This is a genomic window from Sanguibacter sp. Z6_81 (assembly GCF_057180625.1).
The window spans coordinates 160,373-181,722 of sequence record NZ_JBXUFV010000004.1 but is presented as its reverse complement, the minus strand read 5'-3'; the positions used below and the strand labels follow the sequence as shown (position 1 = coordinate 181,722).

General features: G+C 71.9%; 18 protein-coding genes. 11 read left to right on the top strand and 7 right to left on the bottom strand.

Annotated elements, in window-relative coordinates; all coding sequences use genetic code 11:
* Positions 1-41: 41 nt before the first annotated feature.
* Positions 42-971, top strand: coding sequence for an HhH-GPD family protein (locus AC2AXK_RS11755; RefSeq protein ID WP_484345566.1), 930 nt, complete (start codon positions 42-44; stop codon positions 969-971).
* A 97-nt stretch (positions 972-1,068) separates the two neighbouring features.
* Here the strand turns inward: AC2AXK_RS11755 and AC2AXK_RS11750 are convergent, their stop codons facing one another.
* A complete protein-coding gene (locus AC2AXK_RS11750; RefSeq protein ID WP_484345565.1) occupies positions 1,069-1,593 on the bottom strand; it encodes an amino-acid N-acetyltransferase in 525 nt (174 codons plus the stop codon).
* Between the two features lie 159 nt (positions 1,594-1,752).
* Here AC2AXK_RS11750 and AC2AXK_RS11745 point away from each other — a divergent pair, with 159 nt between their 5' ends.
* From AC2AXK_RS11745 to glpK, 3 genes are read left to right on the top strand one after another with little or no spacing between them, the layout of a single operon-like run.
* Positions 1,753-3,618, top strand: coding sequence for a glycerol-3-phosphate dehydrogenase/oxidase (locus tag AC2AXK_RS11745; RefSeq protein WP_484345564.1), 1,866 nt, complete (start codon positions 1,753-1,755; stop codon positions 3,616-3,618).
* A gap of 13 nt (positions 3,619-3,631) precedes the next feature.
* Positions 3,632-4,372 (top strand): MIP/aquaporin family protein, encoded by a 741-nt coding sequence (locus AC2AXK_RS11740; RefSeq protein WP_484345563.1) that lies wholly within the window; start codon positions 3,632-3,634, stop codon positions 4,370-4,372.
* A gap of 45 nt (positions 4,373-4,417) precedes the next feature.
* The gene (gene glpK / locus AC2AXK_RS11735) at positions 4,418-5,935 is read left to right on the top strand and encodes a glycerol kinase GlpK (protein ID WP_484345562.1); all 1,518 of its coding nucleotides are present in this window, start codon (positions 4,418-4,420) and stop codon (positions 5,933-5,935) included.
* Between the two features lie 24 nt (positions 5,936-5,959).
* On the opposite strand, the gene AC2AXK_RS11730 is transcribed toward glpK, so the two are convergent.
* Complete coding sequence (locus AC2AXK_RS11730) at positions 5,960-7,219, bottom strand: MFS transporter (protein ID WP_484345561.1); 1,260 nt, start codon at positions 7,217-7,219, stop codon at positions 5,960-5,962.
* Positions 7,220-7,361: 142 nt separating this feature from the next.
* Here AC2AXK_RS11730 and AC2AXK_RS11725 point away from each other — a divergent pair, with 142 nt between their 5' ends.
* The gene (locus AC2AXK_RS11725) at positions 7,362-7,685 is read left to right on the top strand and encodes an antitoxin (protein WP_484345560.1); all 324 of its coding nucleotides are present in this window, start codon (positions 7,362-7,364) and stop codon (positions 7,683-7,685) included.
* Between the two features lie 13 nt (positions 7,686-7,698).
* Here AC2AXK_RS11725 and AC2AXK_RS11720 read toward each other — a convergent pair whose 3' ends face one another.
* The gene (locus AC2AXK_RS11720) at positions 7,699-8,580 is read right to left on the bottom strand and encodes an oxygenase MpaB family protein (RefSeq protein WP_484345559.1); all 882 of its coding nucleotides are present in this window, start codon (positions 8,578-8,580) and stop codon (positions 7,699-7,701) included.
* Positions 8,581-8,705: 125 nt separating this feature from the next.
* Between AC2AXK_RS11720 and AC2AXK_RS11715 the strand changes: the two genes are divergently transcribed.
* Positions 8,706-10,217, top strand: a complete 1,512-nt coding sequence (locus AC2AXK_RS11715) for a diguanylate cyclase domain-containing protein (RefSeq protein ID WP_484345558.1) — start codon at positions 8,706-8,708, stop codon at positions 10,215-10,217.
* A 125-nt stretch (positions 10,218-10,342) separates the two neighbouring features.
* Here the strand turns inward: AC2AXK_RS11715 and AC2AXK_RS11710 are convergent, their stop codons facing one another.
* The 4 genes from AC2AXK_RS11710 to AC2AXK_RS11695 all read right to left on the bottom strand — a co-directional run bounded on the left by AC2AXK_RS11710 (position 10,343) and on the right by AC2AXK_RS11695 (position 14,571).
* Positions 10,343-10,753, bottom strand: coding sequence for a hypothetical protein (locus tag AC2AXK_RS11710; RefSeq protein ID WP_484345557.1), 411 nt, complete (start codon positions 10,751-10,753; stop codon positions 10,343-10,345).
* 61 nt (positions 10,754-10,814) lie between these two features.
* Complete coding sequence (locus AC2AXK_RS11705; RefSeq protein ID WP_484345556.1) at positions 10,815-11,711, bottom strand: LLM class flavin-dependent oxidoreductase; 897 nt, start codon at positions 11,709-11,711, stop codon at positions 10,815-10,817.
* Positions 11,708-13,990: an LLM class flavin-dependent oxidoreductase gene (locus AC2AXK_RS11700; RefSeq protein ID WP_484345555.1), complete on the bottom strand. Its 2,283-nt coding sequence runs from the start codon at positions 13,988-13,990 to the stop codon at positions 11,708-11,710. Before AC2AXK_RS11700 ends, AC2AXK_RS11705 begins: the two co-directional genes overlap by 4 nt.
* The gene (locus AC2AXK_RS11695) at positions 13,990-14,571 is read right to left on the bottom strand and encodes a nitroreductase family protein (protein ID WP_484345554.1); all 582 of its coding nucleotides are present in this window, start codon (positions 14,569-14,571) and stop codon (positions 13,990-13,992) included. The genes AC2AXK_RS11700 and AC2AXK_RS11695 overlap by 1 nt, the downstream gene beginning before the upstream one ends.
* 105 nt (positions 14,572-14,676) lie before the next feature.
* Here AC2AXK_RS11695 and AC2AXK_RS11690 point away from each other — a divergent pair, with 105 nt between their 5' ends.
* The 5 genes from AC2AXK_RS11690 (at position 14,677) to AC2AXK_RS11670 (ending at position 21,173) form a co-directional block, all read left to right on the top strand.
* A complete protein-coding gene (locus AC2AXK_RS11690) occupies positions 14,677-16,383 on the top strand; it encodes a bifunctional 3'-5' exonuclease/DNA polymerase (protein WP_484345553.1) in 1,707 nt (568 codons plus the stop codon).
* Between the two features lie 228 nt (positions 16,384-16,611).
* Entirely contained in the window at positions 16,612-17,724 is a 1,113-nt protein-coding gene (gene chvE, locus AC2AXK_RS11685; RefSeq protein ID WP_484345552.1) for a multiple monosaccharide ABC transporter substrate-binding protein, read from the top strand.
* A 108-nt stretch (positions 17,725-17,832) separates the two neighbouring features.
* Positions 17,833-19,374: a multiple monosaccharide ABC transporter ATP-binding protein gene (mmsA, locus tag AC2AXK_RS11680; protein ID WP_484345551.1), complete on the top strand. Its 1,542-nt coding sequence runs from the start codon at positions 17,833-17,835 to the stop codon at positions 19,372-19,374.
* Positions 19,371-20,543, top strand: a complete 1,173-nt coding sequence (gene mmsB / locus AC2AXK_RS11675) for a multiple monosaccharide ABC transporter permease (protein WP_484345550.1) — start codon at positions 19,371-19,373, stop codon at positions 20,541-20,543. Before mmsA ends, mmsB begins: the two co-directional genes overlap by 4 nt.
* Positions 20,544-20,717: 174 nt before the next feature.
* On the top strand, positions 20,718-21,173 hold the full coding sequence (locus AC2AXK_RS11670) for a tRNA (cytidine(34)-2'-O)-methyltransferase (RefSeq protein WP_484345747.1): 456 nt from the start codon (positions 20,718-20,720) through the stop codon (positions 21,171-21,173).
* Positions 21,174-21,350 lie beyond the last annotated feature (177 nt).

Genomic DNA, 21,350 nt, shown 5'->3' with positions numbered 1-21,350 from the left:
GGTCCGCGGACCGGGACCTCGGGACGCCCGATACTTGACCGGTGCCGTCTTCTTCCATCTCCGTCCGGTCTCCGGTGCCTGACCCCGGTGAGCCGCTCGACGTGCCGGGGCTCCAGGCGGAGCTTGCCGACTGGTTCGCGAGCGAGGCGCGCGACCTGCCGTGGCGCGCCACCGACCGCACGCCCTGGGGGGTCCTCGTGAGCGAGGTGATGTCCCAGCAGACTCCTGTCGCGCGGGTGGCACCGGTGTGGCTCGAGTGGATGGCCCGGTGGCCCACCCCTGCAGCGTTCGCCTCGGCCCGCACCTCCGTTGTCCTGCGCGCGTGGGGCTCGCTCGGTTACCCGCGCCGGGCCCTGCGCCTGCAGGAGTGCGCCCGCGCCGTCGTCGAGCAGCATGGCGGGGTGGTCCCCGACGACCTGGAGAGCCTGCTGGGCCTTCCGGGCGTCGGTCCGTACACGGCGGGAGCGGTGCTCGCGTTCGCGTTCGGCCGCAGGGCCGTCGTGCTCGACACCAACGTCCGGCGCGTCATCGCCCGGACGGTGCACGGCGTCGCAGCGCCGCCGCCGTCGCTCACGGCCCGCGAGTCCGGCCTCGCGGCCTCGCTCGTCCCCGCCGACGACGCGGCGGCGGCACTGTGGGCAGCGGCGTCGATGGAGCTCGGCGCCGTCGTCTGCACGGCCCGCGCTCCGCGCTGCGGCGTCTGCCCCGTCGCTGCGCGGTGCGCGTGGCGGGCTGCGGGCTACCCCCCGGACGAGCACGCTGCCCGACGCCGCACGCAGGCCTGGGTGGGCACCGACCGCCAGGCCCGGGGCCGGGTGCTGAGCGTGCTGCGCGCTGCTGACGGACCGGTCTCGCGGGCGCGGGTGGAGGCAGCGTGGTCCGATGCCGCCCAGCTGCGCCGGTGCGTCGCCGGGCTCGTCGAGGACGGGCTCGTCGAGCAGACCGGCGACACGTACCACCTCCCGGAGTGACGGCGCCGTGCCCGTGCGCCGTGCCCGTGCGCCGTGCCCGTGCGCGGCGGCCGTGCGTCGTGCCCGGGTGCGCGGTCGCCGGGCGCTGGGAGCCCGGTCAGAGATCGATGAGCATCCTCGTGTTGCCCAGGGTGTTCGGCTTGACCCGAGCGAGGTCGAGGAACTCCGCGACGCCGTCGTCGTGCGAGCGGAGCAGCTCGGCGTAGACCGTGGGCTCGACGGGTGTCCCCCGGATCTCCCGGAACCCGTGCCGGGCGAAGAAGTCGACCTCGAAGGTGAGGCAGAACACGCGCTCGAGACCGATGTGCCGCGCGCGCTCGAGGAGCCCTTCGACGAGCGCGTGCCCGACCCCCTCGCCGAGCCACCCGGGAGCGACAGCGACGGTGCGGATCTCGGCGAGGTCCTCCCACATGACGTGCAGCGCTCCGCACCCGATCGTCTCTGCCGCGCCGTCGCCCGTCCCCTCCGCGACGAGGAACTCCTGCACGGCCTCGTAGTAGGCGACCGCCTCCTTGGCGATGAGGATGCGCTCCTGCGCGTAGGGCTCGACGAGCCTCCGTATCGCGCGGACGTCGCGGGGCAGCGCGGGACGGACGGAGAAGGGCCGGGGGGCTGCGCTCATCGTCGCAAGATAGCGCACATACTCGGTCGGTTGCATACGTACCCACTCCGTAGACCGTCTCCTCGCTGCTCACGGCCCTGGGCCGGAAGTCCCCGCGAGATCTGTCTCAACATGTGGCACTGTGGAGGCACGTCGTGCCGGAGCGAGCGAGAGGTGATCATGTCCACGTCAGGAACCTCGTCGAGGCTCACCACCGCCACCCGCGCCCGCTCCCTCGAGACGCTGCGGGAGACCGCGACCGGCGAGCCGCTCGACGTCCTCGTCATCGGCGGGGGTGTCACCGGAGCGGGCATCGCCCTCGACGCCGTCACCCGCGGTCTGAGCACGGCCGTCGTCGAGGCGCAGGACTGGGCCTCGGGCACGTCGAGCCGCTCGAGCAAGCTCGTCCACGGTGGGCTGCGCTACCTCCAGATGCTCGACTTCGCGCTCGTGCACGAGGCACTCACCGAGCGGGACCTGCTCATCACGCGCCTCGCTCCGCACCTCGTGCGGCCCGTCTCCTTCCTCTACCCGCTCGAGCACCGGCTCTGGGAACGCGGCTACGTCGGCGCGGGCGTGACGCTCTACGACACCCTCGCGAGCCTCTCCCCCGGCAAGCGGGCCCTGCCCCTGCACCGGCACGTCACCCGCAAGGGCATGGCCGCCCTCTTCCCCGACCTCCGGCACGACGCCGCGATCGGCGCCATCCGTTACTGGGACGCCTCCGTCGACGATGCCCGGCTCGTCGTGACCCTCGTGCGCACCGCCGCCTCCCACGGCGCGAGCGCCGCGAGCCGCACCCAGGTCGTGGAGATCACGAAGGATGCGAGCGGTCGCGTCGACGGCGCCGTGCTCGCCGACCTCGAGACGGGCGAGCAGTTCCCCGTCCGAGCGCGCAACGTCATCAACGCGACCGGCGTGTGGACCGAGGAGACCGAGGCCCTCGCCGGAGCCGACGGCGGCCTGCAGGTGCTCGCCTCGAAGGGCGTGCACGTCGTCGTGCCCCGCGAGCGCATCCGGGGGAAGGTCGGGCTGATCCTGCAGACCGAGAAGTCCGTCCTCTTCGTCATCCCGTGGTCCCGCTACTGGGTCATCGGCACGACGGACACGCCCTGGGAGCAGCAGCTGCAGCATCCCGTGGCGACGGCCGCCGACATCGAGTACGTCCTCGAGCGCGCCAACACCGTCCTCGCCGACCCCCTCACCCGCGACGACGTCATCGGCACCTGGGCAGGGCTGCGCCCCCTGCTGCAGCCGGGCACGAAGGCGGGGACCTCGTCGGCGAAGGTCTCCCGCGAGCACACGGTCGCCTCCCCCACACCCGGCCTGACCGTCATCGCGGGCGGAAAGCTCACCACCTACCGGGTGATGGCCCGCGACGCGGTCGACTTCGCCCTCGGCAAGGGTGCCCGCGCCCGGCCCTCGATCACCGCCGAGGTCCCGCTCGTCGGGGCGGTCGGCCTCGGCGTGCAGCAGAACTGGGCCCGACGGCACGCCGCGACGTACGGCTGGACTCCCGTGCTCGTCGACCACCTGCTGCACCGGTACGGCTCCCTCCTCGCCGACATCGTCGCGCTGTGCGAGCAGGACCCGGGCCTCGCGGCACCGCTCGAGCACGCACCCGCCTACCTGCGCGCCGAGATCGCCTACGCGGTGAGCCACGAGGGCGCCGTGCACCTCGAGGACATCGTCGTGCACCGCACCCGGCTGCAGTACGAGGTGCCGGACCGGGGTGTGGCCGCGCTCGACGAGATCTCCCGGATCGCCGCCGACGGCCTCGGCTGGGACGAGGACGCACGGCTCGCCGAGGTCGCCGCGTACACCGCGCGGGCCGACGCCGAGGCACGCGCGGAGCTCGAGCCCGACGACGTCGCGGCCGAGGTGGCCCGGCTCTCGGTGGAGGACATCGCGCCGCTCGTCCCGCTCGCCTCCCTCGACCCCGAGGACGCCGCGGCCGACGAGCCCGGTACGCACGGGACAGGTGGCGGCAACAAGCCCGGCTCGCCCACGGACAGCCGCGCCGCGGCCGGTCCCGCCGGGACCTGAGGAAAGGACGTACGTGGACGGTTCAGTGGCAGCAGTCTTCTTCGCCGAGGTGATGGGCACGCTCGTGCTCATCCTGCTCGGCACCGGGGTGGTCGCCAACGTCGTGCTCACCACGACGAAGGGCACCGGCGGCGGGATCCACATGATCACCGTCGGCTGGGGTCTCGCGGTGTTCTCCGGGGTGTGGGTTGCCCAGAAGTCAGGGGCGCACCTCAACCCCGCGGTGACGATCGGGATGATCACCGGGGACCAGGAGAACTTCGGCGGCACCGCCGCGCTCCCCATCACCCTGGGGAACACGCTCGTGTACTTCGCCGGAGAGCTCCTCGGAGCGATCCTCGGCGCCGTCCTCGCGTACCTCGCGTACAAGAAGCACTTCGACGCCGTCAAGCCCGGCACCCAGACCGTCGGGCTGTTCGCGACGACCCCGGCCATCCGCGCGTACGGGTGGAACTTCCTCACCGAGGTCATCGCGACGTTCGTCCTCGTGTTCGTCATCCTCGCCGTCGCAGCCTCGCCGCACGAGCTCGGGCCCCTGCCCGTGGCGCTCCTCGTGATCATCATCGGCGCCGGGCTGGGCGGTCCGACGGGGTACTCCATCAACCCCACGCGTGACCTCGGCCCGCGCATCGTGCACGCCCTCCTGCCGATCCCCGGCAAGTCCTCGAGCGACTGGTCGTACGCGTGGGTGCCCATCGTCGGCCCGGTCGTCGGCGGTGCGCTCGGCGGTGTGGCCGCTACCGCGTTCTTCTGACCTCGCACGACCCTGCCCTGCTCACGACGACGTGAAGGAAGCACCATGACTGACAAGTACGTCCTGGCCATCGACCAGGGCACCACGAGCTCCCGCGCGATCGTCTTCACGCACGAGGGCACCGTCCACTCCGTCGGGCAGCTCGAGCACGACCAGATCTTCCCGCGCGCCGGGTGGGTGGAGCACGACGCCGAGCAGATCTGGAGCAACGTCCGGGAGGCGGTCGGGCTCGCCCTGACCCGCGGGGACGTCACGCACACCGACATCGCCGCCGTCGGCATCACCAACCAGCGCGAGACCGCGGTGGTGTGGGACCGCACCACCGGCAAGCCCGTCTACAACGCGATCGTCTGGCAGGACACCCGGACCCAGAAGATCGTCGACAAGCTCGGCGGCGACGAAGGACCGGACAAGTACAAGGCGACGGTCGGCCTGCCGCTCGCGACCTACTTCGCCGGGCCGAAGGTCATGTGGATCCTCGAGAACGTCGAGGGCGCACGCGAGGCCGCCGAGCGCGGCGACCTCCTCATGGGGACCACGGACTCGTGGGTCCTGTGGAACATGACGGGCGGTCCGGAGGGCGGCGTGCACGTCACGGACGTGACGAACGCGTCACGCACGATGCTCATGAACATCGACTCCCTCACGTGGAACGAGGACATCGCGAAGGACATGGGCATCCCGATGTCGATGCTCCCCGAGATCCGGTCGTCCTCCGAGGTCTACGGCAAGGGCCGCAACCGCGGGATGCTCCCCGGGGTGCCGATCGCCGGGATCCTCGGGGACCAGCAGGCCGCCACCTTCGGGCAGGCGTGCTTCGAGGTGGGGACCGCCAAGAACACCTACGGCACGGGCAACTTCATGCTCCTCAACACGGGCACGGAGCCGGTGGCGAGCAAGAACGGGCTGCTCACGACCGTCTGCTACAAGATCGGCGACCAGCCGCAGGTGTACGCACTCGAGGGATCCATCGCGGTGACGGGCTCGCTCGTGCAGTGGCTGCGGGACAACCTCGGGCTGTTCCCGGACGCCCAGGACGTCGAGTACCTGGCGAGCAAGGTCGACGACAACGGTGGCGCGTACTTCGTCCCTGCGTTCTCCGGCCTGTACGCCCCGCACTGGCGCCCGGACGCGCGCGGAGCGCTCGTCGGGCTCACCCGGTACGTCAACCAGAACCACATCGCCCGTGCCGCGCTCGAGGCGACCGCGTTCCAGACCCGCGAGGTCCTCGACGCGATGAACGCCGACTCCGGCGTGGACCTCACCGAGCTGCGGGTCGACGGCGGCATGGTGGCCAACGAGCTGCTCATGCAGTTCCAGGCCGACATGCTCGACGTCGACGTCGTGCGCCCGCAGGTCGCCGAGACCACCGCGCTCGGGGCCGCCTACGCGGCCGGCATCGCCGTCGGGTTCTGGGACGGGGAGCAGGACGTCCGCGACAACTGGAACGAGGGGCAGCGCTGGAGCCCGGGCATGGGCTCCGACGAGCGCGAACGCCAGTACCGCCTGTGGAAGAAGGCCGTCACGCGGACGTTCGACTGGGTGGACGACGACGTCCTGTGACCCCTCGAGGTCCGTGACCCGACGTCAGCGTCCGGCGTCAGCGCCGGCCGGAGCGTCCGCGGGACGGGCCGCGACCACCGTCCCCGTGCGGGCGGTGGCGCGGCCCCCGTGCCGGCCGAGCAGGAACACCACGAGCGCGACGCCCATGCCCACCGCCGAGACGAGCGCCGTCGTCCGCACGTCGCCGTGCCTCACCACCTGGCCGCCGAGCAGCGCGCCGAGGCCGATGCCGAGGTTGAACATCATCCCGTTCGCGGCGGACGCCACGTCGGTGCTCCCCGTCGCCACGACGAGCAGTCGCACCTGGATCGCCGTGACGAGGGCGCTGAACGCCAGGGACACGACGGCGAAGGACGCGACGACCGCGACGGTGCTCGTGGACAGCACGTACGCCCCGACCATCGCCACCCCGACGACCGCGAGCGGCAGCGCGATCGCCACGTCGGGCCACCGGGGGGTGAGCCACCCGCCGAGCGCGACCCCCGCGACGCCCGTCGCGCCGGCGGCGAGCAGCGCGAGGCCCAGGCGCGCCTCAGGCAGCGAGCTGGCCTCGGTGAGGAAGACGGTGACGTAGGTCTGGGTGACGAAGTACGCCGTGACACCGAGGCCCGTCGCGGAGAGCACGGAGAAGTAGGTCCGACGGTCCGGGCGGGATCCGACGGACGTCGTCTCCGCGCTCCGGGGCCCGCCCGGGACGAGCACCGCGAGACCGACGAAGATCCCGAGGGCGACCACCGACATGACGAAGAAGCTGGGACGCCACCCGTGCTGGAGCGCGAGCGCGGTCATCGCCGGGATGCCCAGCACGGTGCCGAGCGAGCTGCCCGCGAAGAGCAGGGACACCACGCGGCTCTGCAGCGCGTGCTCGAACAAGGATGCCGCCGTGGTCGCGACGATCGCCCAGAACAGCGAGTGCGCGAGCGCCGTGAGCACGCGCGCGGCGAGCAGCAGGAGGTACGTGGGCGCGAGTGCGGTACCCACCGTGCCGACGACGAACAGGGCGAGCGCGGAGCACAGCAGCAACCGGCGCGGCACGTGCATCGTCGCGCGTGTCAGCGGGATGGACGCGAGGGCGACGACGGCCGCGTACCCGGTGACGAGCAGCCCGATCATCGGCTCGGTCGTCCCGAGCGACGGGGCCATGAGGGTGAGCAGCCCGATAGGCATGTTCTCGACCGTGACGAACACGAACGTCGAGGCCGCCAGGAGCGCGAGCGCCAGGACGGCCCGCCGGCGAGAGACCGGCGGTGCGGCGGGGTGGGCCGTGGAGAGCTCGGGAGACACGTCGTTCCTTCAGGTCGGTGCGGCCGCGCGGCGTCGGCCAGGCGCGGCGGCGATCACCGTACCGCGCGGACCACCGTGTCGACGGGTACTTTGGGCGGCAAGGACGACAGCTCTCGGGCTGTCGCGGGAGGAGGACGCGGACATGGGTCTGATGGACAACGCGAAGGCGGCGCTCGGCAAGGCCAAGGAGCAGGCGGGCGACCTCGCCCACCAGCACAACAGCGCGATCGACTCCGCCATCGACAAGGGTGGCGCGCTCGTGAACGCCAAGACCGGCGGCAAGCACGCCAGCGCCATCGCGAAGGGCAGCAAGCAGGCGAAGGACGCCGCCGACCGGCTCGCAGCGGAGAGCCGCGGACCGGACGGGACCGCGAAGCACGCCGCACCGGAGCGCGTCGACCTCGTGCGCCCCGACCCGGACCAGCCGGCGCCGCAGCACGTCGAGGACGAGCGACCTGCCACCTGACGGGTCGGCCGTCCTACAGGTGCGCCGGAGGCACGGCCCGCAGGTCGGGCTGCGCGTCGTTGAGCCACCGCAGCCCCGTCGTCGCGAGACGTCCCGCCGCCCGGCCGATCGTGCGGTCGGACCGCGGTGAGTCCGGCAGCCGGAGCGGCTCGCGTGACCAGCGCGGGAGGGTCGCGACCGCGGCACGCGTGAGCACGGCGTACGGCACCTTCGCCGGGCGGGGCAGGGGAGCGTCCGCGAGGAGGAAGCGCGCGACGTCGCGTGCCGCCGGGGTGCTCGCGAGCTCGGGGCGGAACCCCTCGATGCTCGCACGCAGCCCCGCCACCGTCGTCGGCACGTCGGTGGCGCCGAGGCGCCTCGCCACGAGGGACGTCTGCTCGACGTACGTGTCGCTCTCGGTATCGGTCAACGGCCGCGCCCCGAAGCGCTGGTGCGCGGTGAGGAAGCTGTCCACCTCGGCCACGTGCACCCAGGTGAGCAGGTGCGGGTCGTCCGCACGGTAGGGCCGCCCGTCGGGCGCGGTCCCGGCGATCCGCGTGTGCACGGCGCGGACGATCGCGACCGCGCGCTCCGCGTGCTCGACGGTCCCGAAGGTCGTGTCGGCGAGGAAGGTGCTCGTGCGGGCGAGCCGGCCCCAGACGTCGGTGCGGAAGTCGGAGAAGTCGTCGACCGCGGCCATGGCCAGCGGGTGCAGGGACTGCAGGAGGAGCGCCCGGATCCCGCCGACGTACATCGAGGCGTCGCCGTGCACGCGGTGCACGGGGCTCCCCGGCGGGAACCACCGGGGCCCCGGGGTCGTGTGGATGCGTTCCCGGGCCACAGGGCCCTCCGGGCCGGCGACCATGCCGAAGAGGGCGTCGCTCATGCGAGTGCGCAGCGCGCTCAGCGGGTTCACTGCTCCAGTATCCACGGCGCGCCCGACGGCCGCGGGGTGAGCGTTCCGGGGGCTCGGAGGTTCCGCGGGCTGGTGACCCGACCCGCGGCTACGATCGGAGCCTCACACCGAGGGGTCCCCACCGCATGCCCACAGCTGTCGCGCCGCGCGCGCCCGCGCCGCCGCGACGACCGTCACCCCGGACGCACCTGCGTGCTGCGCTCCCGAGCGGTGAGGACCTGAGCGAGGAGCGCTGGTCCACGCGGCACCGCGCGATCCGCATCCTCCTCGCGGTCCATGCCGTCGTCATCCCCCTCATCGGCCTGGTGCGCGGCTACTCCGTCCGGGATGTCGTCGTCGCCGGCCTGATCCTCGCCGTGCTCGCCCTGGGCGCCTCGGTCCCGGCGTGGAGCCGGGACACCCGCTCGTCCGTCGCGACGCTCGGTCTCATGGCGAGCTCGGCCTCCCTCGTCCACTTCTTCGACGGGACGATCGAGGCGCACTTCCACTTCTTCGTCATGGTGGCGATCGTCGCGCTCTACCAGGCGTGGTGGCCCTACCTCATCGCTGTCACGTTCGTCGTGCTGCACCACGCGGTCCTCGGCACGCTTTTCCCGGCGCAGGTGTACGGCCACCACGGTCACGGGACGTCGCCGTGGACGTCGGCACTCATCCACGGCGGGTTCATCCTCGCCGAGAGCATCGCGTGCCTCGTCCTGTGGCGGGCGAGCGAGGAGTCTCTCGAGCGCGAGCGCGAGCGCGACGCGCGACGCGAGGCCGCTCTGGCTCGGGACGACCTCGAGCAGGCCCAGCGGGTCGCCGGGATGGGCAGCTGGGACTGGGACGCGGTGACGGGTCTGCACACGTGGTCGTCGCAGACGTTCGTCCTGGCGGGACAGGACCCTGCGACGTACGCACCCACGGTGCGTGGGTCGATCGACCTCATCCACCCGGACGACCAGCCCCGGCTCACCGCGGCCCTCATGCACGCCTACGACACCCGGGGGACGTTCGACCAGGAGGTCCGCCTCGTCCGCCCCGACGGCGAGATGCGCCGGGTGCACGTCCTCGCCGAGTGGACGACGACGGCGGACGGCAGCCCGCACCGGCTCCTCGGAATCATGCACGACGTCACGGAGCGCTGGCTCCTGCAGTCCGAGATCGAGCACATGGCGTACCACGACCCGCTCACCGGCCTCACCAACCGGACCCTCTTCCTCGAGCGCCTCGAGGAGGCGCTCCAGACAGCGCGCAGCACGGGGCGCGAGTCCGCGGTCCTGTTCATCGACCTCGACGGGTTCAAGTCGGTCAACGACACCTACGGGCACCAGGTGGGCGATGACGCCCTCGTGGAGGTCGCGAAGCGGCTCACCGCCACGGTCCGGCCGTGCGACACGGTCGCCCGGCTCGGCGGGGACGAGTTCGCGATCCTCTGCTCCGACGTCGCCGGCCCGGCCGCCGAGGAGGTCGTCCTGCGCATCCGTTCCGAGCTCCTGCGGCCCGTCCGCGTGGGCCCCGCGGAGGTGGTGCTGGGGGGCAGCATCGGTGTCGCGTCGGACAGCGGGCACAGCTCCGCGGAGGATCTGCTGCGAGCCGCCGACGCGGGCATGTACGTGGAGAAGACCGCACGCCAGGACGCCTCGGTGCTCGGCGCGTGATCACGGTGCTGGACCGATGATCCCCGAGCACGCGGTGCTGTCCGTCGTCCCCGGCGCCGCAGTACGAGGAGCGGCGCGGCGGGCGGTCGAACGTTCCGGAAATGTCCGCGGCCCCCGTGCGTCGGTCAGGCGCGGACGCCGCGCAGACGCAACGCGATCCCTGCGACGACCGCGCTGCCGATGAGGAGGCCGACGCCGACGAGGATCGTCCCGACGAGCCACAGTCCTGACTCGTCGCTCGTCGCCCCGGACACGGCGAAGGCCGCCGTGAACCCGGCGGTCACCGCCAGCGCGGTGCTCAGGGTGTGCAGGCGGGTGGTGGCCGCGACCGTGAGGACGAGCAGCGTGATCACGGCGCCGACCACCTGCCACACCTCGTACGGTCCGCTCTGGTTCCCGTCCGCGTCGATCACGTACGTGGTGTCCCACGCGAACCACGCGACCCACGCCAGGGCAGCGAGGACGACGACGAACGCGACCGCACCCGCCCTCCGGGTGGATGACGGAGCGGGACCGGGAGGCGTCTCGAGGGTCATGCCGGAACTGTAGCGCCGCCGTCGGCGGCGTCCCGCTGCGCCCTGCGGGCGACGAGCAGGCTCAGGCGCGCGCCGAGGCGACGAGGTCCCGGACGGCGGGCGCGACCTCGGCGGCGTACCGCTGCGTCGTCGCCGCGTCGTCGGACGCGAGGATGAACCCGCTCGTCCCGTAGGTGAGCGTGACGTCCGCGAGCTGCTCCGCCCACTGTCGGGGCGGACCCTGGAGGAACCCGCTCCCGGAGGACGCGAACGACCCCCCGACGTTGAGCATCCGCCGCACGGCCCGCGGGTCGCGGCCCGCTGCCTGTGCACCGTCGTCGATCCGGGCGTTCATGTCCACGAGGTCCGCGAGACCACCGGCCAGGTACTGCATCGACGGGAGCCACCCGTCGGCGACGCGGCCGGTCAGGCCGAGCATCCGCGGCTTGTACGCGCCGAGCCAGATGCCGATGTCGTGCGCGGGGGCCGGGCCACGCTTGGCGCCCTTCACCTGGTAGAACTCGCCGTCGAGCGTCAGCCCGCCCCGCCGGCCCGCGTCCCAGACGCCACGGATGATCGCGACGGCCTCCTCGAGGGCCGAGATGGACTGCCCCGGCGTGAGGCGGCGGCCGCCCATCGCGGCGATCCCGTCCCAGAAGGCACCCGCTCCGAGCCCCAGCTCGAGCCGACCTCCGCTGAGGCGGTCGAGTGTCGCGGCGCTGCGCGCCAGGACCGCGGGCTGGCGCAGCGGCACGTTGAGGACGTTGGCGCTCAGCCGCACGTGCTCGGTCCGTGCCGCCGCGAAGGCGAGCAGCGTCCACGTGTCGTGGAACGTCGCGACGTACGGGTGGTCCTGGAAGGTCACGAGGTCGAGCCCCGCCCGGTCCGCGACGACGGCCTGCTCGACGGCGTGCTGCACCGGCTCCGCGGTGGGTGTGACGAAGGTGCCGAACAGGAGGTCGTGCCCGTAGTCGCTCATGCGCTGGTCTCCATCGTGTCGGCTCCCGCTGGTGCGAGAGGGAAGTTGTCCCGGAACAGGCCGTGCGGGTCGTAGGTCGCCTTGAGCCGACGCAGCCGCTCGAGCGTCGGCCCCGGGAAGGCATCGGTCACCCGCTCCGGGCTCGTGTCCGTCTCGAAGCTGAGGTAGAGACCGTCGAAGAGCTCACGCAGGGGCGCGAGCGCGCGGTCGAGCCGCCCGGCGTCGGCCCCCATGACCGTGAGGCTGAACTGCGCGTCGCGGTGCCCGTAGGCCATCGCGTCGGGCGGCACGTCGCTCGTCGCACCGCCGAGGGTGCGGATCTGGTACCAGTGGGCAGCACCACCAGCGAGCAGCCGGGCGCTCGCCGCACCGACCTCGGGGGTGATCTCCCGCAGGAAACCCGAGCGGGCGACGGGCTCACCGCGCCCGGCGTGCGGGGCGTCGGAGACCATGCTCATGACGGACGCGTACGACGTGATGACCACCCGTTGCTGGACCATCGGCGCGATCTCCGCGAAGGGCTGCAGGCGTGCGACGACGACCTCCGGGTCGTCCGAGTCGACCATCGCCATGACCTGCGCGATGCCGGGGCGTCCGGGCTGCGCGCGGCCCATGATGAGGAACGCGGTGGTGTCCCGCGGTGCGGACGACGCGACGCGGCCGAACTCCACGAGGTAGGTCGCGGGGTCTGCCACCTGGAAGGCCAGCTGGGCCCACCCGACATCCCCGACGGTCGCGGCCTCGAGCTCGAACGCGACGACGATGCCGAAGTTCGCGCCCGCCCCGCGGACCGCCCAGAAGAGGTCAGGGTTCTCGGTCGCGCTGGCGCGGACGAGCGAGCCGTCGGCGAGGACGACCTCGACGGCGCGCAGGTGGTCGATCGTCAGTCCGTGCTCCCGGGACAGGAACCCGATGCCGCCCGCCGTGGCGAGGCCACCCACGCCGACCCCGCCGTAGTCGCCCGAGCTCACCGCCCAGCCGTAGGGGTCCAGCGCTGCGGCGACGTCCTTCCACCGCGCGCCGGGACCGACGCGGACGAGCCGCGTGGCCTCGTCGAGCACCTCGATGCTGCTGAGCGCGCCGACGTCGATGACGATGCCGCCGTCGTTCGTCGACCGGCCGCTGATGCCGTGCCCGCCGCTGCGCACGCCGAGCGGCACGTGCGTGTGGCGGCGTGCGAACGCGACCGCCTCGACGACCTCGTCGACCGTGCGGGGGCGCAGCACGAGGCCGGGGCGCCCGCCACGCATGTACGTCGAGCGCACGCGCGAGTACCCGGGGTCGCCGGGTTCCACCGCCGCGTCGGCGAGCGCGGCCGGGACGTCGTAGTCGATTCCGTCGCGCCGCCGCGCGCGCACCTCGGCGCGACGCACGGGCCGGGTCGGGCCGGTGCCCGGCGGGAACGCCAGGTCGGCGGCTTGCCGGAGCGCGGGCCCGACGTCGCGCGCGAACCGCTCGACCGCGTCGGCGCCACCGGCGACCGCGTCGATCTCGACGAGGACCGTGTCGACGCCGTGCTCGACGACGAGCGTCACCAGCTCGGCGATCGACGGCTCCCGGACCACGACCACCCGTCGCAGCTCGAGGGGCTCCCGCCCGGCGGCCGCCGCCGCCGCGTCGAGGGCCCCGAGGTCACCGACGAGCGCTCCCGGGCCAGGATCGCCCACGGTGTCCAGCACCCCGACCCACCCGTCGGCCAGGCGGCCGGCCAGCTCCACGGCCGCGCGGTCGCCACCATGCACCCAGACGGCGACCTCGTGCGCCGGGACCGGCCCGGGCGCCGCGCCGTCGACGCGGTGGGCGACCCCGTCGTGCTCCACCTCGTCCTCGGACGTGTCCCACATCGCACGCACGACGCCCAGGGCGTCGGCGAGCGCGCCGACCTGCTCCGCCCCGGACGGCTCGCGGCCGGGGACGTCCGGTCGCGCAGCCGCGGTGGCGTCGAGCCCGATCGTCACGCGTCCACCCGCCAGCAGGTCGAGGCTCGCGGCCGCGCGGGCGAGCACCGACGGCATCCGCTCGGACGTCCGCAGCGCTCCCCCGACGAGCCCGATCCGGCTCGTGCGCGCCGCGACCCAGGACAGCAGCGTCCAGGCGTCGTCCGGAGCGGGTGCAGCGTCGTCGAGGTTCCCGGCCGGGTCGTCCTGCACGACGACGAGGTCGTAGCCGAGCTCCTCGGCGCGCACCGCGAGCGCGACCGCGGCCCCGGCCGTACCGTCCTCGGCGGAGCCGCCCGGGCGCAGCAGGACGCCGAGCCGGAGGCGACGACCGTGCGTCATCAGCGGATGACGAGCTCGGACAGGGGCTTGCGCTCACGGGGCAGCTGCTCGCGCTCGCGCAGCGCGTCGGGGAGCAGGTCCGCGTCGGCGAGGCGACCGACCGCGATGACGGTCTGCACGTCGTGGTCGGCGCTCAGACCGAACTCCTCCGCGAGGGCCTCCCAGCCGAAGCCGCCCATGGTGTGGGTGTGCAGCCCGAGGGCCTGAGCCTGGAGCGTGAGGTGCGCACCAGCCTGGCCGGCGTCGTACCGGCTCCAGCGCATCGGCTTGCCGTCGGCGTCGACGACCCGGGTGGCGATCGCGACGAGGGCGCTCGCGCTGCCCGCCCACACGGCATTGAACCCGAGCAGGTGCGAGGCGATCCGACGGTGGGTCTCGCTCCCCCGCAGGCCGACGACGAACGTCCACGGCTGGCTGTTCGAGGCGGATGACGCCCAGCGGGCCGCCTCGAGCACGGTCGTGAGGTCGTCCTCGGAGAGCTCGTGGTGGGCGTCGAAGGAGCGGGGGCTCCAGCGCTCGGCGATGAGGTCGAGGATCGGGGCGTCGGTCTCTGCGCCACGGGACGTCGTCGTGGTGGTCATGTCATCCATCTCTCTCGGGGAACGTGGGACGCGGACATCGTCGGCCGTGCTGCACAACCTCCACCTCACCAGGGGATATTCCCGCCGCGGGGGCAGACTGTGCCCATGCACGTCGTCGTCTCCGCCGCACCCGACGGCACCGTCCACCTCACGGACGTGCGCCTGGCGGACCGGTCCGCGGGTGGGGACGGAGCGGCCGCAGCGGTCGGCCCGGCGCATCACGTCACGCACGAGGACCTGCCGCGCGTCGTGCGCGACCGTGAACGGCAGCGGCCCCGGTGGGTGTGGTCAGACACGGCGACGTGGTACCCACCGCTCCTCGAGGCGGGCGTGCGGGTGGAGCGCTGCGTCGACCTGCGCCTGTGCCACGCGATCCTGCGCTCGAGCACGATCACGGCGTCATCGGCACTGGCGCTCGCGCCGGCGTCGGGCTGGGACTCGCCGCGCGGCGCACGGACCCCGGGCCTGCTGTTCGACCTCGACCCGCCCGCTGACGAGGACCCGGTCGCAGAGCTGCTCGCGCAGCACGCCGCGGTCTGCGGGGTGGAGCCCAGCCGGGCGGGCCGCCTCGCCCTCCTGCTCGCTGCGGAGTCGGCAGGTGCGCTCGTCGCTGCCGAGATGACGTTCGCGGGGGTGCCGTGGAGTGCGCGCGAGCACGACCGCGTCCTGTCCGGGCTGCTCGGTCCCCGCCCTTCGCCGGGATTCCGTCCGGTGCGTCTCGAGGCGCTCCTCGAGGAGATCCGGGCCGCGCTCGACGGCGCAGACGTCAACCCCGACTCCCCGGCTGATCTCCTGCGCGCCCTGCGGGGCGCCGGCCTCGACGTGCGCTCGACCCGGTCCTGGGAGCTGCAGGCGCTGGAGCACCCCGTCGTGGCGCCGCTGCTCGAGTACAAGAAGCTCTCCCGCCTCATGACGGCCAACGGGTGGGCGTGGCTCGACGCCTGGGTGCGCGACGGGCGGTTCCGTCCCACGTACGTGCCCGGTGGTGTCGTCACGGGACGCTGGGCGTCCGACGGGGGTGGCGCGCTCCAGCTCCCCCACCAGGTGCGCGACGCCGTCCGTGCCGACCCGGGGTGGGCGCTCGTCGTGGCCGACGCCGCCCAGCTCGAGCCGCGGATCCTCGCCGCGATGTCGGGTGACGCGGCGATGGCGGCAGCCGGCACGGCAGGTGACATGTACGCGGCGATGGTCGACGCCGGCGCCGTCGAGACCCGGGAGCAGGCCAAGGTCGGGATGCTCGGCGCGATGTACGGGGGCACGCGCGGCGAGAGCGGCCGCATGCTCCCCCGCCTCGCCCGCGCCTACCCGCGGGCCCTCGGGCTCGTCGAGCACGCCGCACGCGCCGGGGAACGCGGCGAGGTCGTCTCGACCTGGCTGGGGCGCAGCTCACCGCGTCCTGGCGAGGCACCGCCCCTGCCCGGTGACCCCGACGGCGGCAGGACCGCCGAGGACGAGGACGCGGCACGGGCCCGCGCCCGCGGGTGGGGACGTTTCACGAGGAACTTCATCGTCCAGGGCACCGCCGCGGAGTGGGCCTTGTGCTGGATGGCGACGATCCGCCGACGCCTGCTCGCGCTCCAGCCCGGCGTGCCCGAGGACCCGGGCACGGATCCCCGGCTCGTCGACGGCCCGCACCTCGCCTTCTTCCTGCACGACGAGGTGATGGTGCACAGTCCTGTCAACCTCGCGCCGGACGTCGCGCGGATCCTGCGCGAGTCGGCGGCCGAGGCCGGGCGCCTCGTGTTCGGCCGGACCGGCGTCGAGTTCCCCGTGACCGTGGCGGTCGTGGCGAGCTACGCCGACGCGAAGTGAGCACCTCCTGCGTTAGCCAATCGTTATCTTCAAGACTTGAACGCAGAGGGTGAAGAGGAATACTTTCGAACGAACGACGACCCTGGTGCACCGCTGCACCAGTCGGTGAGAGCAAGGATGCGACACCTCGGGCCCCGCGCAGAGAAGCGCCGGGACTCCCTGTGGCCCACACCTGTTCCCGCCCCGGCCACGGCCGGACCCTCGTCACCGACGAAAGGACAGCCAACGATGTCTAGGAACACCCGAATCGTCGCCGCCGCGACGGGCGCAGCGCTCATGCTCAGCCTCGCTGCGTGCAGCTCCGAGCGCGACGACGCCGGCGACGGCGGTGCCGACGAGACCACCATGATCGGGATCGCGATGCCGACCCGCAGCCTGGAGCGCTGGATCAACGACGGAGCACAGCTCGAGACGCTTCTCGGCGAAGCCGGCTACGAGACCTCCCTGCAGTACGCGGACAACAAGGTCGAGCAGCAGATCACCCAGATCGAGACCATGGTCAACCAGGGCGTCGACGTCCTCGTCGTCGCAGCGATCGACGCCGCCTCCCTCGGCCCGGCCCTCGACACGGCGGCGGAGGCTGACATCAAGGTCATCTCCTACGACCGCCTCATCCTCGGCACCGACGCCGTCGACTACTACGCGACGTTCGACAACTACAAGGTCGGCCAGCTCCAGGGCGAGTACATCGTCGAGCAGCTCGACCTCGAGAACGCTGCCGGGCCGTTCAACCTCGAGCCCTTCGCCGGCGACCCCGGTGACAACAACGCGAAGTTCTTCTTCTCCGGCGCGTGGGACGTGCTCAAGCCGTACATCGACTCCGGCAAGCTCGTCGTCCCGTCCGGCAAGGCGCCCGCGACCAACGACGACTGGACCGACATCGGCATCACCGCCTGGGAGTCCGCAGGCGCGCAGGACGAGATGGACACCCGTATCAACTCGTTCTACGGCGACAAGAAGGTCGACGTCGTCCTGTCCCCGAACGACTCGCTCGCGCTCGGCATCGCGCAGTCCCTCGAGTCGGCCGGCTACACGCCGGGGGCGGACTGGCCCCTCATCACCGGTCAGGACGCCGACGAGGCCAACGTGCTCGCCATGCTCGCCGACAAGCAGAGCATGACCGTCTGGAAGGACACCCGCACGCTGGGCGCCCAGACCGCCACGATGATCGACCAGATGCTCTCCGGCGAGACCGTCGAGGTCAACGACGAGGAGACCTACGACAACGGCAACAAGGTCGTGCCGACGTACCTGCTCCCGCCGGAGGTCGTCACCAAGGAGACCGTCGAGGAGAAGCTCGTCGGTTCCGGCTTCTACGACGCGGAGACCCTCGGCCTCTGACGCGCGCCCCCGTCACCCGACCCGCGTGGGCGGGGCCCTCCGGGGCCCCGCCCACGCGGCGGGCTCCACGTCCACCCGGCTCCGCCCGGAGCCAGAATGAGGCCACCCATGGACACCACCATCCTCGAGATGCAGAACATCACGAAGACCTTCCCGGGGGTCAAGGCCCTGCAGGACGTCACGCTGCAGGTCCGCCGCGGCGAGGTGCACGCGATCTGCGGCGAGAACGGCGCCGGCAAGTCGACACTCATGAAGGTGCTCTCGGGGGTCTACCCCCACGGCAGCTACGACGGCCAGATCCTCTTCGAGGGTGAGCCCTGCGAGTTCCGGACGATCCGGGACAGCGAGAACCACGGGATCGTCATCATCCACCAGGAGCTCGCACTGAGCCCCTACCTGTCGATCGCCGAGAACATCTTCCTCGGCAACGAACGCGCGCGCCACGGCGTCATCGACTGGAACGAGACCAACTCCGCAGCCGCGAAGCTCCTCGAACGTGTCGGCCTCCGGGAGCACCCCGACACCAAGATCATGGACATCGGCGTCGGCAAGCAGCAGCTCGTCGAGATCGCGAAGGCGTTGTCGAAGGAGGTCAAGCTCCTCATCCTCGACGAGCCGACCGCGGCCCTCAACGACTCCGACAGCGCGCACCTGCTCGACCTCATGCGTTCCCTCCAGCGGGAGGGGATCACGTCGATCATCATCTCCCACAAGCTCAACGAGATCGCTGCCATCGCCGACTCGACGACGATCATCCGCGACGGCCGCACCATCGAGACCCTGGACATGCACGCCCCCGGCGGGGTGTCCGAGGACCGCATCATCAAAGCGATGGTGGGCCGGGCGCTCGAGAACCGCTTCCCCGCGCACACGCCGAAGATCGGCGAGGAGGCCCTGCGGATCGAGAACTGGACGGTGCACCACCCGATCCACGACCGCGTCGTCGTCGACTCCGCCAACCTCACCGTGCGGCGCGGTGAGATCGTCGGTCTCGCCGGGCTCATGGGCGCCGGGCGCACCGAGCTCGCGATGAGCGTGTTCGGCCGCAGCTACGGAACGAACATCACGGGCACCCTCTACCGCGACGGCAAGCCCGTGACCCTCAAGACCGTCCGCCAGGCCATCGACGCCGGGCTGGCGTACGCCACGGAGGACCGCAAGCGCTACGGGCTCAACCTCATCGACGACATCAAGCGCAACATCTCGTCGTCGGCGCTCGGCAAGCTCGCCCGGTGGAACGTCATCGACTCCAGCACGGAGACGGCGACCGCCGAGGGATTCCGCACGAGCATGAACATCCGGACGCCCAGCGTGGACGCGGTCACGGGGAAGCTCTCGGGCGGCAACCAGCAGAAGGTCGTCCTCAGCAAGTGGATCTTCACGGACCCGGACGTCCTCATCCTCGACGAGCCCACCCGCGGTATCGACATCGGTGCCAAGCACGACATCTACGAGATCATCAACACCCTCGCCGACTCCGGCAAGGCGGTCCTCGTCATCTCTTCCGAGCTTCCCGAGCTCCTGGGGACGTGTGACCGCATCTATGCGATGAGCCAGGGGCGGATCACCGGAGAGGTCTCCCGCGCCGACGCGAGCCAGGAGCGCCTCATGCGCTACATGACCATGGAGAAGGAAGGCACGAACGCATGAAGGGCTTGACCGATTACCTCAGCCGCAACCTGCGGGACTACGGCATGGTGGCAGCCCTCGTCATCATCGTCATCATGTTCCAGGTCTTCACCGACGACCGTCTGCTCATCCCCAACAACGTCGCTAGCCTCATCCAGCAGAACGCCTACGTCTTCATCCTCACCATCGGCATGGTCATGGTCATCGTCGCCGGGCACATCGACCTGTCGGTCGGGTCCGTCGTGGCCTTCATCGGTGGGATCATCGGCTACCTGTTGGTGAGGCAGGACCTGCCCTGGCTGCTCGTCGTCGTCCTCGCGATCGTCATCGGCGGCCTCGTCGGCTGCTGGCAGGGCTTCTGGGTCGCGTACGTCGGGATACCGGCGTTCATCGTCACCCTCGCGGGGATGCTCATCTTCCGCGGTCTCGCGATCGTCATCGCCGGCACCACGGTCTCCGGCTTCCCCTCGGCGTTCAACGACATCTCGAAGGGGTCTCTGCCGAACTTCCTGGGCTTCATGGGGAACCTCGACGTCGTCACCGTCGTCATCGGTCTCATCGCCATCCTCGGGCTCGTGTTCGCCCAGGTCCGCGCACGGGTCGTGCTCACCAGGGCCGGCCTCGCGACGGAACCCATGCCCGCCTTCGTCATCAAGCTCGTCGTCATGGTCGCGGCGATCGCATACATCACCTACCTCCTGGCGAACTCCGCAGGCGGCACACCGATCGTCCTCGTCATCGTCGGCGCGCTCATCGTCCTGTACACGTTCATCCTCAACAAGACGGTGTTCGGTCGGCACATCTACGCCATCGGTGGCAACCTGCACGCCGCCCAGCTGTCGGGGGTGAACACGAAGAAGGTCAACTTCATGATCTTCGTCAACATGGGTCTCCTCGCAGGTGTCGCAGCGGTCGTCACGACCGCACGGGCCGGGTCTGCCGTGGCGACCGCGGGAAACAACTTCGAGCTCGACGCCATCGCGGCTGCGTTCATCGGCGGCGCGGCCGTCACCGGCGGTGTCGGACGGGTCTCGGGAGCGATCATCGGCGCGCTCATCATGGGCGTGCTCAACATGGGCCTGTCGATCATGGGCGTGGACGCAGCGTGGACGCAGACGATCAAGGGCCTCGTGCTCCTGGCGGCTGTCGCGCTCGACATCCTCAACAAGCGCAAGCTGTCGACGGTCTGACCCGTGCCGGTCGTCGACCGGCACGCCGCGCACGGGTGGTCCGGCTCTGCCGGGCCACCCGTCCGTGCACCTGGACGAGGAGTGCCGGGCTGAGAGGATGGACCCGTGAGCACCGATCCGGCCAGCACCGATCCGCCGACCACCGCCCCGTCCGACGAGAACGCCGTCCCCGCGATCGTGTTCCACGAGCCGCGCATCCCGCAGAACACGGGCAACGCGATCCGGCTCGCTGCGGTGACGGGCGCCCGCCTGCACCTCGTCGAACCGCTCGGCTTCGACCTCTCGGAGCCCAAGCTGCGCAGGGCGGGCCTCGACTACCACGACCTCGCCCACGTCGTCGTGCACCGGGACCTCGAGGCCATGCTCGCGTCCGCGCCGGGCTCGCGGGTCTTCGCGTTCACGACGCGGGCGACGATGCGGTACACCGACATCGCGTACGACCCCTCGGACATCCTGCTGTTCGGACCCGAGCCGACGGGGCTCGACGACGCCGTCCTCGCGCACGAGCGCGTGACGGCCGAGGTGAGGATCCCCATGCTGCCGAGCCGGCGGTCGCTCAATCTCACCTCGAGCGCGTCGATCGTCATCTACGAGGCCTGGCGGCAGCTGGGGTTCGTCGGGGGGCGTTGAGCCGCGAGCCGCACGCCTGGCCCGCCGCCGGGACCACCCGATTCGCCCGACTCTGGACCATCTCACCGATGCTCGCCACCGTCGGGCCGGACAAATCCTCACAACCGTGCTTACGCTGACGATAAGGAGACGACCGCGGCGTCGCGCCGGGCAGCCCGGCGCCCCCGCGCCCGACCT